We start from the raw sequence: 17,098 nt of genomic DNA on the forward strand, positions 1-17,098 counted from the left end.
CTCATTCAAAAAAGTGCTACGCGACGCTTATAAAGGCGTGCTAATTTTCGCGGGTCGTTATAATGCAGAAAAAGGACTGACTGATTATTCGCAATATATGAGTAGTTTATAACCATAAAACACGTGTAAAAGGAGTTCCTCCCGTATGATCGTTCGTAAACGTCCCAGTGCGTTGGGGTTGTTGCTTGCCTGGAAAGGCTCCGTGATACCTCACATCTTCCGCCATATACTGTTGGCCGGCTTGTTTGCCTGTGCCGTCACCTGGATCGCCCGCCATCATTATCTTGAAGGGGTGATCGAATATACCCTGCTGCCGTTTACCTTGCTGGGCATCGCATTGTCGATCCTGCTGAGTATGCGCAATACCGCCACCTATGACCGCTGGTGGGAGGCGCGTAAGCACTGGGGCGAGATGGTGTATGAAGTGCGCAGTCTGGCCCGTGCCAGCGCGATCTATTTGACGCCGTCGCAGCGTCGTTCGCTGATGCTGCGTGTACTGGCCTATTCCCATCTGCTGCGGGGGCAATTGCGCCGTGAAGATGTGCGCAAGGATCTGCCTGCTGAACTACCGGATGCGTTAGTTACTGAGGTGCTAAGCAAGCGCAACCCGGCGGACGCCATGCTGCTGCAGGCGGGGCTGATCATCGCCGAAGCGCTACAGGACTGCCAAATCGACACCGTTGCTGCCGTTGCGCTGGATAAGCACCTGCATGCGCTGGCGAGCGTTCAGGCGGCCTCGGAGCGAATTGCTCACACGCCGCTACCGTTCGCCTATACGCTTTTGGCGCATCGAACTGCCTACATCTATTGCTACCTGCTACCGTTTGGTCTGGTCGGTGCGGCCGGCTGGTTTACACCGGTCTTTACCGCCATTGTTGCCTATACCTTCTTCGGCCTCGACCGCTTGTCAGAGCAGCTAGAGTTCCCCTTTGGCCGGCAGACCAACGACCTGCCACTGGATGCGATCTGTCGTATTCACGAGATCAGTGTGGCCGAAGCGCTGGGTGACCCCGCTCCGGAGTTGCTGCAGCCGGTGGATTTCCAGTTGCAATGAATCCGGCCAATTCCTGTCCGTTGTGTGGCTGTATCACCTCATGGTGCACCAGGAATCGAGCCAGCAATAAGGACAGGTGTCATCAATAAACGGTTATATTTTTTATCGTTAGTTCTAAAAACCATCCCTGTAGGTATCGCTTATGCAGTGTGGGCAGGTATGGGAATCGTATTAATTGCTTCAATAAGTGCTATTTTATATAAATAATTATCAGATATTCCTGCAATTATTGGTATGGTTTTAATATTGTCTGGTGTGGTGGTAATAAATGTATTTTCAAAAACAGTAGGCCATTAAGCATATAACAAGCCTTTCAATCAGCAAAAATCACAGCCGGCTTTTTTTGTAGCCCACTGTTTGTATTTATCCTCCAAACGGCATAATAAAGCCATTTTATTAGTCTGGTATAGAGTCGTGTCTGCTGCCCGTATCAACTTACTGATATCCGTATATGAGTTATTCGTCAATACGACAATACCAGCTGATGATACCTAGAGGTGATTGCTCATGTGGTATTGCAAGTAGTGATAATGAGTAGCCAATAATACAAAATACCAAAGGGGCAAATAGAGCCCTAACATGTAAGGCTCCATTAAAGTTACTGCTATATGTAAAATACGCCAGAGCAAAGCAATTCATCAAATACACTAATTGATATCAGTACTAATGGAAAATTGTACTCACACTGCTTGACGCTAAAGGCCACCATTCCCCAGATAAATGCTGAAGATAGTATTGTGGATATAATTTTAAAAAATACATTTACATCAAGTTTATAAAGAATCCAGCTAAGGAGATTCGCAGACAAGGCAATGATAAATAGACTTCCGTTTACCTTCAGCTTTAGTCTTTTCATCACACTGATCATTCGATGGAGCGGAAATAGCGCCACCTTCCGCACGTGAATTTTTGGCCAGTTCACGGCTACTCCGGTTATTCCTGCTCGCGCAAAATATCAGCCCGCCTGGAAGCAAGCTTTCCAGACGTCCTGAATGCCATGTGTCGCATTAATCTTATTTTTATAAGGGAAATTTGAGATATCAAGGGTTGCCTGTTGCCTGTTGCCTGTTGCCTGTTGCCTGTTGCCTGTTGCCTGTTGGCAGGTGAGAGGGTAATAAATATAGAAAGACAAGAAGCTGAATATGTATCTGAGGCCATTGGAAGGTTTTCAGCAGTTTTAAGTGCTGGGGCTACTCGCCAGGAAGTGGCTGAAATGATTGGTGTAGCAATGCTGATGGGCGGTGGCCCCTCTGCTGTTTACGGTGTTGAAGCTATGCGTGCCTATGACGAGTTCGCTTTCTAATAAACTCCCGTGACTTATGTTGTGGCTTCTGCTCAAAATATATTATCCAAGGAGCTCAGATCGACGAAAATCGCTAAGGGAGCGCTGCTTGAATGTTATCAGACCATGATGACTATCCGGGCATTTGAAGAGCGCGTGCAGAAGGAATTTTGTTATCGGACGTATTTTGATATCCACCCGGGGTGGGTGGAATAAGCGCAAGTGGTGTAATTCGTTTACGCGAGATACATCACTAAAAAGTATAAGAGTATTGTGTCCCCCGGTGTCGTGAAAGGCTGCTTAGTTTACTAAGCAGCCCTGCTTACCCAAACTTATTTCTCTAAAATCACGTACCTGAGAAGGTCTACTACCTGAGCGGGGGTTGTCGCCCATGCCATCGCTGATGCGTCTACTTCTTTTAACGGATGGATAATGTCGTCTGCATGCAGGGTGATGTAAGGCTTATCCAGCGCCGCGCAATAACCAGCATCAAAGGCGGCATTCCACTGTTTGTATTTGTCACCAAACCGGATAATGGCGATGTCGCATTTCGCTATTAGGTTCTTGGTGCGAATACGATTCACCTTTGATGATTTGTGGTCGCGCCAGAAACTGTTCTCTTCAGAACCTAATATATCTCCGGCGGCATCACTGGCTTCGTGGCTAGTGACTGCGGAGGTAAAGGTTACAGGTAAGTTATGTGCTTTTGCGCCATCGATTAATTGCTGACGCCAGTCGGTGTGTATCTCGCCAGAGAGGTATATATTCCAGTTCATAGGGTTTCCTGTATCTACTTTCTGTATCTTAATAATTGCGTTATCGCTGAAGCTGTCGAAGTTAATTCTACAGCATCGGGTGCTTTTTACTTATTCCTCTCTGTTGAGGCAAACCTGATAGTATGACGGCGCTTAAATCGCCTCTTGAGATATGTGTCATGAATCAATCAAACGCCGTTAAATCTGATCTGATATTAGTCGTGGTCACGCTACTCGCTGCGGCGGGGTGGATCTTCTCTAAAGAGTCGCTTTCTGAAATACCGCCTTTGATGTTTATTGGCTTGAGGTTTTTGATTGCCGGGCTGGTGTTGGCGCTATTTGGTTGGCAGGCCCTACGCTCACTGGATCGGCGAGGAATCTTACGCACGGCATTGGTCGGGGTATCATTTGGCGTTGCTATGATTTTTTGGATCTTAGGTCTTCATCACGCACAACATATTGGCGTTGGGGCTTTTTTATCCTGCCTGGGGGCCGTAATCGTGCCGATTGTCTCAACCTTATTTGGTGAGCGTGCCAATCGGGCTGTATGGTTATCGCTTCCACTGGCTGCTATCGGTCTCGCCTGCTTATCACTGGATAGCCAGTTTATTATGGGTTGGGGAGAGCTTTCATTCTTGTGTTCAGCTGTTTTTTTCGCGTTTACATTTGTTCTGAATAGTCGCGCTGCTGCCAAAACATCGCCTATTGCGCTGGCTGCCGTTCAATTGATGGTTGTCGGGTTGGTGGCATTACCTGTGTCGTTGGCAACGGAAACCTGGTCGTTTGATTGGCCAGGTTCGATTTGGATGTGGATGCTCGCGAGTATATTTATTGCGACCAGCGTACGATTTTTTATGCAGACATGGGCGCAAAGTTTATCCAGCGCGAGTAATGCCGCGGTGATTATGACATTGGAACCGATATGGACCGCTATGTTGGCTGCCTTGTGGTTTGGCGAGACAATGACGGGTCTGCAGTTAGGCGGTTGCGCTCTTATTTTTTGTGCATTGTTGGTCAGTCGTTGGCGCAGCGTGCGTCAGGCTATACGTGTGCTGATCAAATAAACGCTATCAATTCCGGGTGATCGTTTCTTTGGCTGGCCCGTAATTCTGAGTAGAAGCACGTTGTAACCATGCTTGTGCGGCCACGGTATCTTGAATTTTTCCTTTGCGTGTTTGTAGCATCTTTGGGTATTTTTATGCCTGCAGAATAAAGCAGCCCTAAGCGATATTGTGCTTTGCTGCTACCCGCCCGCGCTGCTTTTTCGCAGTGATGGTTGTCCTTGTTTTCGAGTGCTTTCCATAGGGTGTGTGCGTTGTCGTAATGCCCCATTTTGAATTCGGCATGATGAACTCTGGCTGCACATTGTTAGTGCAGAGACATAGGGAATCGATTGGTTTTTTTATAATCTTCATTGCGAGTTATACATGAAGCTCTGCTATGTGAATATGGGATCGAAGTACTAAACCTTATAAGTACTAACCCCATCGCTTTATGGGCAGTAGCTGTTGTGACGCAGCATAGCAGCAGGAAAAGATAGTGGTTTTCAATCTTGCGGCATCGATATTACTCAACTAGAGTTTTTAGATGATTTACAGTTTATTGCGCTGTTTTATGTTTAAGCAGACGTTAATGGTGCGCATTTTTTTATCAGGGATAGTCTATTCCCACCAGAGGTTTGCTTATGTTAAGTCTGCGTTTTGCGCATATTATCCATATTACCTTGCTGTTGTTTCTTGTGTCGGGGGCATCGGCATCCTATGGTGCAAACCGTATTCTTGTGGTGATGAGTTATGAAGAAAATTTCTACTGGAGCCAAGAGGTTAAAAGAGGGATTGAACAAGTATTAGCCGCCGACAATGAACTCCATTATTTTTATATGAACACAAAAACGGATTTCAAAGGTGGCGCGGCGAAAGCGCAGGAAGCCTATGAGCTTTTTCAGTCAATCAAGCCTGATGGCGTTATAACCGTTGATGATAACGCCCAGTCGATGTTTGTGGTGCCTTATCTCAGAGATAAGACGCGAACACCTATTATGTTTTGTGGTGTGAACGCGCCCGCTGCGCAGTATGGCTATCCCAATCAGCATATATCAGGGATTTTGGAACGCGGCCACATTCGTGAATCACTGGCTTTTGCTAAGCAGTTATCGCCCGCCATCCAATCGGTGGGATTCGTTACGTTTGATAGCCCAACGGGAAACGCTATGATGGCGCAGATCAGGAATGAAGCTGATAGTTATCCTGTGAACATCTGTGTTACCCGGATAGTCCGTTCTGTCAGTGAATTAGAGCAAGTTGCCAGTCAGTCGGAGCAAAGTTGTGATGCACTTTACCTCGAGTCTATGGGGGGGATTCAAGATGGTCAGGGGCAGCCTATGGATTATCAGGCGGTCTCCGATCGCGTTCGCTCGTATTTTCATAGCCCACTTTTAGGGGGTAACCGAATTCACGTAGAAAGCGGCGCGTTGAGTGCCGTTATCAAAACCGGTGAGGAGCAAGGTCAAACGGCAGCAGAAATGCTGCTAAAGGCTATCGAGACCGGTGATGTTACGTCGTTGCCTGTGATACAAAACTTCCGTGGGCATCGTATTATCAATGTCACGACACTACGTCAGTTTAATCTCAAACCTAACCCCATCGTACTGAGTAGCGCTGAGCTAATAACATCAGAGCCTGACCGATGAATATTCATGTTTAAGAAAATGCCAACCCTTCGTAATATGCTGCTGAGCTCGAAACTGCAGTTTATTCTTGTTGCTGTTGTGGTGGCGTTGTGCAGTATCACCCTGTTGGTTATTTTCACATTAAATGACGTTAAGCGCCTATCGGGCTCAGCGGCTACCGATCAAGTGGAACAATTGCGGCAATCACGGGTGTTTTCACAACAGTTAAGCGCTGTGTTCAATGAGATATCTTTGCGTGAACGCCGTTTCTATCGTGATTCAGAGTCTCTGTTGGTGAGTATCGATACGATCAGTCAGGAGATCGAACACGTAGAGCAAGTAGCTAATGTTAAAACAAGAGGTATGCTTGAACGTTTTTCGATCGATTTTAAGCGTTACTGGAAGACACAGTTAGCGATTAATCTGATTAGTGATGAACTGAGCCTGGTAGATGAAAGGCTTAATGTTCAAGTGACTTTTATGGAGGCGTGGGTTGCCAAGAGTTTGATCGAGGCTGCTGTTAATGGCCAGGATAGTGCCTATCAAGAGCAGATGACGGCGTGGGTATTCAGCTTAAAGGTAGCGTTGCTGGAGTTGGAAAGACAACTCGCCGACGATACTAATCAAATGTTAAACCGGGATTCTTTTTCCTGGATGGATGGCGACATTGATCAGATGCTTACCAACCTTAAACTACGGGTGCAGACAATAAGCTTTGCGACTCCGGGGGTTGGGCTTGTTGCTGAAAATTTGTTGGATAACTTGAAATTATTTGAATTAAATCTTTATGCCTTGAAGCAGAAAATCCGTGATTTTCGTAGTGCCAGGATGATCCTGCTTGAATCTCGTGCGAGCCTGCAAGCGATGCTAAATGAAGTCGAAAAACAGAACAGTAATGCTAGCCTGATGCTGACGGAAAGGTTGGAGGCGATTATCTACCAGTCGCAAAAGACAGTGTTCTTCATCAGTGGATTTGTGGTGATTCTTGCGTTTGTTACTATCCGACTTCTCATTTCCCGCGCGCTTCAGAAGCCATTGACGCATCTTATTCGCGGTATAGAAACCTTTCAGGTAGGGCAACTCTATAAGCCCATTAATTTAAACCGAACCGATGAATGGGGCACCATTGAGGATGCTCTTAACAAGATGGCGCGGGAGCTAAACAACAGTTATCGGGAGTTGGCCGAGCAAAAAGAAAATATGCACCAACTCGCCCATCATGATGCGCTGACAAGGCTGCCTAACCGATTACTCTTTGATGATAGGCTGGAACATGCATTACTCAAGGCGAAGCGCAATAAAAGTAAACTAGCGGTATTCTTTATCGATCTCGATCGCTTTAAACATATTAATGATAGCCTGGGGCACGCCGCAGGTGATTTATTACTAAAAATTATAGCGACTCGCTTGAAGGCCTGCATTCGTCAGGTGGACACCGCTTCTCGTCAGGGGGGGGATGAGTTTATTTTGCTCTTAGAGGATGTTGGCGATATCCGCATGATTTCGGCGATGGCAGAAAAATTGCTGGCGAGCATCTCTGAACCCGTGATGTTGCAAAATCAACAATTTTACACCAGTGGTAGCATAGGGATTAGCGTGTCGCCGCAGGATGGTGATGATGCAGATATATTGCTGCGTAATGCTGATGCGGCGATGTACGAAGCCAAAAAGAGTGGTCGTAATGCGTACTGCTTCTATGAAAAACGCATGACTTCGCATGCAACAGAAGCTCTGAATATTGAATCGGATCTTCGTAAAGCGTTACTGAATGACGAACTATGTGTTTACTTTCAGCCCCAGTATCGTCTTACCGATGGTCTGTTGGTCGGGGCTGAGGCGTTGGTGCGCTGGCAGCACCCGACTCAGGGGATGTTGCCGCCAGCGCATTTTATTGCCATTGCGGAGCAAACCTCTTTAATTACAGCGATAGATCATTGGGTGTTAACGGAGGTTTGCCGGCAGTTGGTTGAGTGGCGATCTCGTTTGGGGTGTGGTGTGTTACCGCGGATTTCTGTCAATATCTCCGGCCGTCAGTTGGATCAGTTAAATACGGCGCAGGAAATATCCAGAATCACGCATGATAATGGCTGCCAGCCGCAGATGTTGTGTCTTGAACTCACTGAAAGCTTTTTAATGGAGCATGATGAGGAGTCTACGAATATTTTGAAAGAGTTGAGTCAGCAAGGTTTTGAGTTGGCCATTGACGATTTCGGAACCGGATATTCTTCTTTACGCTATCTTAAACAACTACCCTTCAATACTCTGAAATTAGACCGCTCCTTTGTAAAGGATGTGATAGATGATGAGCAGGATGCTGCCATCGTTAAATCCATCATCGCGCTAGGTCAGCATATGAACTTAGTGGTGCTAGCCGAGGGAATTGAAACGCAGGCGCAGGCTGATTTTTTGATTGCACAGGGATGCGAATTTGGTCAAGGCTATTTTTATAACCGCCCTCTGCCTGCTGATAAATTTGAGAGTTTGCTGCGCACTATTTTTGATGAATCGTGAAAGATATAAGGACAATTGAATGCTTCCTATGGGAACAATAATGACGGGATGCATGATAACGGGTTTGCTGTTTGCTACTCGATTACCGGTATTGCGTACACTGCAGAAATTACCTGCATGGTTCAAAAAGACAATAGCCTTTGTTGTGTTTGCTGCCGGAAGCTGGAATGTATTTTGGTACGCTATGCGTCATTTGAGTGAATTCTGGGGTGTTGCTGCCTTAATTTCCGGATGTTTGATGTTGCTGACGTCGGCATACATATTTAACGCCAAGTGTTTGCCGGGTGTTCTCCAAAAGATGCGTCCGGGTGTTTTGTTCCTGCTGCTATGTTGTGCTGTTTCATATGGAGTGACTATTTACCGCTTATGATTTAGTGAAAATCACGCTTATTTGAACCAGTTTAATGAGCTGTCAGCGCGTAAGCGTTCTGCCATTAAATCCACAAATGTTCTGATTTTCGCGGACGCGTAACGCCCTTCGCGGTGAATAATATGTACCGGCCAGGCGGCAGGCTCGTAGGTTTCCAATATGCGGACTAACGCCCCCGAAGCTAGCTGCTGGTTTACTTGGTAAGACAACAACCGTGTGACTCCAAAACCTTCCAACGCGGCTTCTAGTGCCGCATCATTGGTGTTGACGGTAAGCCTTGGCTTGATACGTATAGGCTTGCCCTCGGCAGTATTTAAGCGCCAATCGAGTGATCCGCTAATGGCGCTTGATGCGATGATAGTGTGCTGTAATAGATCGTCAGGTGTTTGAGGTTGCCCATGTTGCTGCAAGTACTCAGGGGAGGCACATATAACGCGGCGCACAGACCCGACTCTTAAAGCTCGCATGCTTGAATCCGGTAGTTCGCCAATGCGTATGCCAACGTCTAGCCCCTCTTCAAGCAGGTTAACTACCCGATCGAGAAATACCGCCGATACTTCAGTATTTGGGTAACGCTGCAGGTAGTCAACAATGCCGGGCGTGATAAATTTCCGGCCAAACAACGCAGGGGCAGTTACGGCTAAGTGTCCGTGAGGTTCGGCATTAATCCCGGCGGCGGCCTCATCAGCAGAGTCGACCTCAGCCAATATGCGTCGCGCATCTTCAAGGTAGCGCTGGCCTGCGTCGCTGGTGCGTACATAGCGTGTCGTGCGATTGAGCAGCTTTACACCTAAGTGTTCTTCCAGTGCACTGATTGCGCGGGTAACCGCCGGCGGTGACATACGTAAACGCCGAGCGGCTGCAGCAAAGCCTTCCTCGTCGGCAACCGCGACAAAAACACTCATCAGGTGAAAGCGATCCATGGGATTTCCTTGTGAAATATACTTAGTTAATTCCAATAGATGGAATAATTAATTGTGTTTTATGGTGATTCTTATTTCAAGTGGAATTTTGCATAGTGTTATCACTCGCAACGCAGTGACGTTACGAACTAAATACTCACAAAGTTTTCAGGAGAAATACCATGAGCCGCATTAACATAATCGACCACAACAACGCCAATACAGAGCAGAAAGACTTACTCGATGCTATTCAGTCTCAACTGGGAATGGTGCCAAATTTTCTTAAAATCTTTGCTAACTCACCCTCCGCACTTCGTGCTTTTCTGGGGTTACATAGTATTGCAGGTGAAGGCAGTTTGAATGAACAAACCCGCGAGCGGATCGCGTTAGCGCTCGCGCAGCAGAATGCTTGTCAGTATTGCGTATCTGCTCACACGGCGATTGGCCGTAAAGCTGGGCTGTCTGATTCAGAAATCGAGGCGAATCGTGCGGGTTCCAGCGAGGATGCTAAAGCAGCGGCCGCCATTAAGTTTGCACGTGCATTGGCCGAACACAGTGGTGATGTCACGACAGCTGAGTTGCTTGAAGTACGGGCTGCGGGTTATAGCGAATCTGATATTGTAGAGATTATTACGCATGTCGGGATGAACACACTAACCAACATTCTGGGAAAAGCCAGTCGCGTTGAGATCGATTTTCCGAAAATAGATCTACAGCTGGCTTCGTAAGCTTCGCTACTGACAATTAAAAAATAAACCCCGGAGGGTTCAGGTTATGGGACACAAATTTGCAGAGATCGCATTCACTGAATCTGTCCGGGATGTGCAGTTTCAACTGGGTAGTCGCGCCGGATATGCAGGTATGGATGAAGGGGATGATTACAACAATTTTCTTAGTCAGTATGAAGCTGATTTCATCAGCGCGCGTGATAGCTTTTACATGGCCAGTGTTAGCGAAACTGGTTGGCCGTATGTGCAGCATCGAGGCGGGCCGACTGGTTTTCTTAAAGTTATAGATGCGCAAACGATAGGCTTCGCCGACTTCAGTGGAAACCGACAATATGTAAGCGTGGGTAATCTGCGTAAAGATGACCGCGTATCCTTGTTTCTTATGGATTATAAAAACCGTCGACGACTCAAAGTGCTGGGACGAGTACGTTTGGTTGATCTGGAAGAAACAGAATTATTGGCAGTGCTCGAGGTCGATGATTACCGAGCACGTGTCGAGCGTGGTTTTGTTATTCATGTTGAGGCCTTTGATTGGAACTGTCCGCAGCATATTACGCCGCGCTATACCGAAACGGACGTTGAAGAAATGATCGAAGCTCTCCATTCAGAAAGCGCTGCCTCCGATCAGAAAGACAACGCCTTGCCGGTGCTAGGGCAGGGCGAGTTGGCATTAGTGATATCCGGAGTGCGCCAGCTGACACCACGCGTACGCGCTTATGAATTGCGGGCATTGGATGGGTCAGACCTGCCTGAGGTGGAGGCAGGCTCACATTTGAGTGTGCCAGTGCAGTTGAAAAATGCTGAGTTATCCACACGTCATTATTCGATCTGCTCAAATCCTGCACGCCGTGATATCTACGAGATAGCGGTATTAAAGGAAGGGCAAAGCAGAGGTGGCTCGCAAGCGATACATGAACTGTTTGAGATCGGTGTGCAGTTGAACTGCGAGCTTCCACAGAATCATTTTCGACTGCATGCTAATCAGCGTCCAGCCGTGTTAATTGCCGGTGGTATTGGTATTACGCCGATTAAAGCGATGGCGCAGGCATTAAAGGCAAGAGGCAATGAATTTCAGCTGCACTACGCAGGTCGTAGTGAAGTAGAAATGGCGTTTAGCGATCGCTTAACAAGAGAGTTTACGCAACGCTTAAGTCTTTACCGAGCGACGCATTCAAAGCGTATGGATGTTGCTCAATTGCTGAGTGCTGCTCCAGATGATACGGTTTTTTATGTATGCGGCCCAAACCGTTTGATTGATGACGTGGTGAAACAAGCCTGTGTGTTGAATATCAGCCCGGAAAGAATCAGATTTGAGCGTTTTTCTGCAGTGCCAGTCGTGGATGCTCAACCGATTGAAGTGGAATTGCGCCGCTCGGGTGTGCAGATTCAGGTCGGCAGTAATCAAACTATTCTTGACGCCATGCTGGAAGCCGGTGTGGACGCGCTCTATAGCTGTAAGGCAGGAAATTGCAAGGCATGTGCGGTGACGGTGCTTGAAGGAGAGCCTGCGCATCGTGATGCAGTGTTATCTCCTGCCGAGCGGCAAACCTCGATCTGTCCATGCGTATCACGTGCTAAAAGTGAACGTTTGGTATTGGATATTTAATCGAAACGTGCGCTGGCTTAATTAACCAGATGCATTAAGGAGAATAATCATGAGTCTGATAGGTGTAAAAACAGATAAACAGTCGGGTGAGTTACGTCCACCACTTCCACCGTTTACGCGCGAAACAGCGACTCAAAAGGTACGCATGGCCGAAGATGGTTGGAACAGCCGTGATCCTGTAAAAGTCTCGCTTGCATACACGCCGGATAGCTATTGGCGGAATCGCGCTGAATTCCCCGTAGGGCGTGAGCAAATTGTTGAGTTTTTAACACGTAAATGGCAGCGAGAGATTGAGTATCGCCTGATTAAAGAGCTGTGGGCGTATACAGAGAATCGTATAGCGGTGCGCTTTGCTTACGAATGGAGTGACGCAGAAGGTAACTGGTTTAGATCGTATGGGAATGAGAATTGGGAATTTGACGAGCAGGGACTGATGCAAAATCGCCACGCCAGTATCAATGATTTAGCGATAGATGAAACGGATCGGAAATTCCGCTGGCCTCAAGGCCGTCGGCCGGATGATCATCCGGGGCTCAGTGAGCTAGGGCTTTGAATCAGGCTTGATCGATAGCTCAAAAAAAATTCATCGGGCTGCGTTTTTTTTGAGTATGGGCACCGGACATTTTTTTATCTGAATCTGTTATAACGTTAAAACTGACATGTTTGTAGCGTACTTGTATCACGTCAGAGTGTCTGATTTTAGAGTGTTTAATTGCAGAAAGTTGAGGTGTGCTATGTCCATTAAACCAGAAGCGATAAAAAAAGAGTTTGAACATTTATTTGAAAAACTCGAAACAGAGCGCGATGAAGTTATTGTAAAAACGCATCTGGCTTCGATGGAAGCTAAAGAAGAGTTGATAGAAGCTGAACGAAAGTGGCAAACGTTAAAAGCAAAAGCAGCGCACATAGCGGCCGGTTCAAAAGAGGTGACTGAGGCGTTTATCGAGCAAACTAAATCGGAAGTCAAAGAGCTTCAGGAATCTTATATCCGTTTAGGGCCGTACTTATCTGAAAAGGCTTCTTTTGTACAAGATGAATTAGGTGTGTTGTACGGGAAACTCAAAACGGAACGGGATGGAATAATCGTAAAGTTGCATTTGGCCTCAATGGAAGCCAAAGAAGAGTTTGTTGAAGCAGAAAAAAAGTGGGATTTATTAAAAACCAAAATCTCGGATATCGCTGATGATACCCAAGAGACCTCTGAAGAGCTTATCGCTAAAACTACGATGATCACTGAGGAGCTGAAAGAGTCCTATGCGCGTATCATTCAGCGTCTTTCCAAGTGATGATCCCTGCCTGAAATCCTGCTTTATAGTCGGGATATAGAAACTCATATCCCGACTGCTGCAGGCGCTGGCTGTTGCAGCGTTTACTGCCACCGCGTCTGATCGGCGTTTCCTGCGTAATCTCTGTATCTGACTGTTCTGCCAGCCATGCGGTGATCTCATGAATGGGAGTGGGATTAGGGTCGCTGGCAAGGTATAACGATTCGATCACGCTGCCTTTGCTAAGTTTTTGTATCAAGTGCGCCAGCACGCCGGCGCAGTCGTCTCGGTGAATTCGATTGCTGTAGTGCAGTGGGTTTTCCGGCGCGATAGTGCCTGCCCGAACGGTGTTGATCAGGTGGTTTCTGCCCGGGCCATAAATACCACTAAAGCGCACCACGGTGGAGTTGCCTTTTGCCAATACGGCAAGTTCTGCCTGGCGCATTATCTGTCCTGATGGCTGAGTGGCTTCGGTCGGTGATTGCTCATCAACCCATTCATGCTGATGTTGACCGTAAACGCTGGTACTGGAGGTGAAAAAAAAGTGTTTGGGTGGATGAGGCAGTGCAGTGTAAATATTTTCCAGGCCATCAATGTACGCTTGTCGGTACGCGTTTTCACTACGACCGGTTGCTGCAGCGCAATAGATGAGTATATCTGTATCTGGCAAGTCTGATAGTGTGCCTTTATCAGCAATATCGGCTGAAATAGCATGGATGCAGTCAGGAAGCTGGTTTATAGTACGCCTTAAACCGTAGACGTAATGGCCCTGTTCAGTCAACTTGATACCCAGTGCGCTACCAACGTCGCCACATCCGGCAATAAGGATTCGCAGTTTACTCATCTGAACACTCCTGTTTTAGAGACTGCATAATAACAGAGGATTTAAGTAATGACGCTCACCGAGCTGCGTTACATTGTGACCCTTGCGAAAGAACAGCATTTCGGCCACGCTGCCGAGAAGTGTTTTGTCAGCCAACCCACTCTGTCGATTGCGGTTAAAAAACTGGAAGAAGAGTTGGGTGTCGCCTTATTTGAACGCAGTAAAAATGCCGTTCGCATTACGGATGTCGGCAAACAAGTGGTCGAGCAGGCGCGCAAAGTTTTGCAGCAGGCAGAGGCCATTAAAGATCTGGCTCAAGTCGGTAAAGATCAGCTGCGTACGCCTTTACGTGTCGGTGCTATTTATACCATCGGTCCTTATCTTTTTCCGCGTCTGGTGCCTGAAGTACAGGAGCTGGCACCCAATATGCCGCTGTATATCGAAGAGAACTTCACGGCTAGATTGCGCGAAAAACTGCGTAATGGTGAGTTAGATGCCATCATTATTGCATTGCCCTTTGACGAACCTGATGTGGTTGCGCGGGTGCTCTATGACGAGCCTTTTGTGATGTTGCTGCCTAAACAGCATCCCTGGTGTGAGCATAAAACGATTGATGCCACCAATCTGTCGAGCATTGAGCTGTTGTTGCTTGGAGAGGGGCACTGCTTCCGTGATCAGGTGTTGGAATCCTGCCCGACGCTACAGCAGGCGATTCAGCACCAAAATACAGTGACGGAAGGCAGTTCTCTGGAAACCATCCGTATGATGGTGGCGAGTGGCTTGGGTTCAAGTGTATTGCCGATGTCGGCGACTCAAGGGTTTTATCAATCCGATCTTGTGGTTACCAAGCCTTTTAAAGCACCGCAGCCCACCCGTACGGTTGCTGTTGCATGGCGTGCGAGTTTTCCTCGTCCTAAAGCCATCGATGTGCTGGTGGATGCCATTAGCCGTTGTGAGCTAACGAGTCAAAAAGGGGCTGCCTAGCACTGTGTATAGCTCATCTGGTAGTCCATCTATTAGCGCTTCGGCTAACGCTCCCGCTATCACTGCGCTGAAAGGTGTGGGTGCTGCGCTGGCCTTGAAATTAGCGCGCTTGGGAATTCACAGCATTCCTGATCTGCTGTTTCATCTGCCGTCACGCTACCAGGATCGCACCCGAATCATACCGATTGGCTCATTGCAGCCGGGTGATGAGTGTGTAATTGAAGGGACTATCCGCGCCTCGGATATTCAGATGGGTCGACGCCGCAGTCTGTTATGTCGTATACAGGACGGAACGGGAACGCTGACGTTACGTTTTTTCCACTTTTCAGCGGCACAAAAGAATACCTTAGCGGTTGGCGCGTCGATTCGCTGTTTTGGTGAAGTGCGTCCCGGGCCTGCAGGGCTTGAGATGGTGCATCCTGAATACCGTGCCAGTCATGCGGAAGGGCTAACGCCTGTTGAGGAATGCTTAACGCCTATTTATCCTATGACCGAAGGGTTGCAGCAAGGTCGCGTGCGTGCGTTGATCCAGCAGGCACTTACCTGGCTGGAAACAGGCAGTGTACGAGAGCTCTTGCCTGAACCTGTTCGGCAGCAATGGCGCCTACCTGCGTTAAAAAAATCATTGGTGTATCTGCATGCGCCGCCAGTAGATGCCGATCAGCATCTGTTGCTGGAAGGCATGCACCCTGCGCAGCGTCGTTTAGCGTTTGAAGAGTTACTGGCGCATCATCTGACACTTATGCAATTGCGGCATAAAGTGCAGGAGCATGGCGCGCCCATACTCAATGCGACACAACGGTTAAGCAGTCAATTTTTGCGGCAATTACCTTTTCAATTAACCCAGGCGCAACAACGGGTGAGTGCTGAGGTGTGCGCCGATCTGGAAAAACCGCTTCCCATGTTACGTCTGGTGCAAGGTGATGTGGGTTCCGGTAAAACAGTGGTCGCCGCAGTAGCCGCACTCCAAGCGGTTGAAAATCGATATCAGGCGGCAATAATGGCGCCGACAGAAATTCTGGCGGAGCAGCACTTCATCAATTTTTCACAGTGGATGGAGCCGTTAGGTATTAAACTTGCCTGGCTGGCGGGTAAAGTGAAAGGTAAGCAGCGGGCAATACAGCTAGAAGCGATAGCCGATGGCTCTGCACAGATTGTGATCGGCACCCATGCTTTGTTTCAGGAAGAAGTGAGGTTTTATAATCTGGGATTGGCGGTCATTGACGAACAGCATCGTTTCGGCGTGCATCAGCGTTTAAGTTTGCGGGAAAAAGGCCGCGATGGAAAGCGCAGTCCGCATCAGTTGATTATGACGGCGACGCCGATTCCCCGCACGCTAACCATGAGTGCTTATGCGGATCTGGATTGTTCGGTGATTGATGAACTTCCACCGGGCCGAACGCCGGTGAATACCGTGGTGATAGCGGATTCCCGACGTGATCAGGTGATTGAGCGTGTGCGCGTGGCGTGTGCGGCAGGGCGACAGGCCTATTGGGTATGTACGCTCATCGAAGAATCTGAATCACTGCAATGCCAGGCAGTGGAAGTCGCTGAAATAATGCTCAAAGAACAGCTGCCAGAACTGCGTATAGGTCTGGTGCATGGACGGATGAAGTCTAAGGATAAAGCCGAGGTGATGCAGCGCTTTAAAGCTGCGGAACTCGATCTTTTAGTGGCCACGACCGTGATTGAAGTGGGTGTCGATGTGCCTAATGCCAGTGTCATGATTATTGAGAACCCCGAGCGGTTAGGGCTGTCGCAGTTACACCAGTTGCGCGGGCGTGTGGGGCGTGGCTCGGTCGAGAGTTTTTGCGTGCTGATGTACCATGCGCCGCTTTCAAAGCAGAGTCGGGAGCGTCTGGCCGTGATGCGTGAAACCACTGATGGTTTCCGTATTGCAGAAAAAGACCTTGAATTACGTGGGCCCGGAGAGATTTTGGGGACTCGTCAGACGGGTATGATGCAGTTTCGCATCGCCGATTTGCAGCGCGATTCTGATTTGTTGGATAGTATTCGTCAGGTGGCTGCCGAGTTGGCTGATGCGCCTGATGTGATGGAATCGATAACGCGTCGCTGGTTAGGGCATCAAGAGGATTATGGCCATGTGTAAGCTGCTTATCGGAAAAATTATAGGTAAATTGATAGTTGCA

General features: G+C 48.0%; 15 protein-coding genes and 1 pseudogene. 13 read left to right on the plus strand and 3 right to left on the minus strand.

Translation table 11 applies throughout. The features are described from left to right. Window positions 1–145: 145 nt before the first annotated feature. The 3 genes and pseudogenes from Nant_RS15300 to Nant_RS15310 all read left to right on the plus strand — a co-directional run bounded on the left by Nant_RS15300 (window position 146) and on the right by Nant_RS15310 (window position 2,357). Window positions 146–1,054, plus strand: a complete 909-nt coding sequence (locus Nant_RS15300; protein WP_054342531.1) for a bestrophin family protein — start codon at window positions 146–148, stop codon at window positions 1,052–1,054. A 96-nt stretch (window positions 1,055–1,150) separates the two neighbouring features. Beyond that, window positions 1,151–1,255, plus strand: a pseudogene (locus Nant_RS21765) (SMR family transporter); the annotation flags it as partial. Between the two features lie 853 nt (window positions 1,256–2,108). Then, window positions 2,109–2,357 (plus strand): carboxymuconolactone decarboxylase family protein, encoded by a 249-nt coding sequence (locus Nant_RS15310; protein ID WP_054342533.1) that lies wholly within the window; start codon window positions 2,109–2,111, stop codon window positions 2,355–2,357. A gap of 311 nt (window positions 2,358–2,668) precedes the next feature. On the opposite strand, the gene Nant_RS15315 is transcribed toward Nant_RS15310, so the two are convergent. Next, window positions 2,669–3,112 (minus strand): YtoQ family protein, encoded by a 444-nt coding sequence (locus Nant_RS15315; RefSeq protein WP_054342534.1) that lies wholly within the window; start codon window positions 3,110–3,112, stop codon window positions 2,669–2,671. 158 nt (window positions 3,113–3,270) lie between these two features. On the opposite strand from Nant_RS15315, the gene Nant_RS15320 reads away from it, so the two are divergent. From Nant_RS15320 to Nant_RS15335, 4 genes are all read left to right on the plus strand, one after another. Further along, window positions 3,271–4,155: a DMT family transporter gene (locus Nant_RS15320; RefSeq protein WP_054343241.1), complete on the plus strand. Its 885-nt coding sequence runs from the start codon at window positions 3,271–3,273 to the stop codon at window positions 4,153–4,155. A 620-nt stretch (window positions 4,156–4,775) separates the two neighbouring features. Further along, window positions 4,776–5,780: an ABC transporter substrate-binding protein gene (locus tag Nant_RS15325; protein ID WP_054342535.1), complete on the plus strand. Its 1,005-nt coding sequence runs from the start codon at window positions 4,776–4,778 to the stop codon at window positions 5,778–5,780. A 6-nt stretch (window positions 5,781–5,786) separates the two neighbouring features. Continuing rightward, entirely contained in the window at window positions 5,787–8,270 is a 2,484-nt protein-coding gene (locus Nant_RS15330; protein WP_054342536.1) for a putative bifunctional diguanylate cyclase/phosphodiesterase, read from the plus strand. Window positions 8,271–8,289: 19 nt separating this feature from the next. Next, on the plus strand, window positions 8,290–8,640 hold the full coding sequence (locus Nant_RS15335; protein ID WP_054342537.1) for a hypothetical protein: 351 nt from the start codon (window positions 8,290–8,292) through the stop codon (window positions 8,638–8,640). Between the two features lie 17 nt (window positions 8,641–8,657). Here the strand turns inward: Nant_RS15335 and Nant_RS15340 are convergent, their stop codons facing one another. Then, window positions 8,658–9,563 (minus strand): LysR family transcriptional regulator, encoded by a 906-nt coding sequence (locus Nant_RS15340; RefSeq protein WP_054342538.1) that lies wholly within the window; start codon window positions 9,561–9,563, stop codon window positions 8,658–8,660. Between the two features lie 161 nt (window positions 9,564–9,724). On the opposite strand from Nant_RS15340, the gene Nant_RS15345 reads away from it, so the two are divergent. The 4 genes from Nant_RS15345 to Nant_RS21595 all read left to right on the plus strand — a co-directional run bounded on the left by Nant_RS15345 (window position 9,725) and on the right by Nant_RS21595 (window position 13,162). Next, complete coding sequence (locus tag Nant_RS15345; protein ID WP_054342539.1) at window positions 9,725–10,270, plus strand: carboxymuconolactone decarboxylase family protein; 546 nt, start codon at window positions 9,725–9,727, stop codon at window positions 10,268–10,270. A 46-nt stretch (window positions 10,271–10,316) separates the two neighbouring features. Beyond that, on the plus strand, window positions 10,317–11,876 hold the full coding sequence (locus Nant_RS15350; RefSeq protein ID WP_054342540.1) for a 2Fe-2S iron-sulfur cluster-binding protein: 1,560 nt from the start codon (window positions 10,317–10,319) through the stop codon (window positions 11,874–11,876). Between the two features lie 49 nt (window positions 11,877–11,925). Then, window positions 11,926–12,429: a nuclear transport factor 2 family protein gene (locus Nant_RS15355; RefSeq protein WP_054342541.1), complete on the plus strand. Its 504-nt coding sequence runs from the start codon at window positions 11,926–11,928 to the stop codon at window positions 12,427–12,429. 181 nt (window positions 12,430–12,610) lie between these two features. Beyond that, window positions 12,611–13,162, plus strand: coding sequence for a hypothetical protein (locus tag Nant_RS21595; RefSeq protein ID WP_054342542.1), 552 nt, complete (start codon window positions 12,611–12,613; stop codon window positions 13,160–13,162). Here Nant_RS21595 and Nant_RS15365 read toward each other — a convergent pair. Continuing rightward, entirely contained in the window at window positions 13,140–13,985 is an 846-nt protein-coding gene (locus Nant_RS15365) for an SDR family oxidoreductase (RefSeq protein WP_054342543.1), read from the minus strand. The two genes, Nant_RS21595 and Nant_RS15365, sit on opposite strands and share 23 nt — an antisense overlap. 48 nt (window positions 13,986–14,033) lie before the next feature. Between Nant_RS15365 and Nant_RS15370 the strand changes: the two genes are divergently transcribed. After that, window positions 14,034–14,948 carry a hydrogen peroxide-inducible genes activator gene (locus tag Nant_RS15370; protein ID WP_054342544.1) on the plus strand — a complete coding sequence of 305 codons (915 nt, stop codon included), beginning with the start codon at window positions 14,034–14,036 and terminating at the stop codon, window positions 14,946–14,948. 4 nt (window positions 14,949–14,952) lie between these two features. Continuing rightward, window positions 14,953–17,058, plus strand: a complete 2,106-nt coding sequence (recG, locus tag Nant_RS15375) for an ATP-dependent DNA helicase RecG (RefSeq protein WP_238377165.1) — start codon at window positions 14,953–14,955, stop codon at window positions 17,056–17,058. Window positions 17,059–17,098: the final 40 nt, after the last annotated feature.

Source organism: Neptunomonas antarctica, from assembly GCF_001305295.1.
GTDB classification, from domain to species: Bacteria; Pseudomonadota; Gammaproteobacteria; order Pseudomonadales; family Balneatricaceae; genus Neptunomonas; species Neptunomonas antarctica.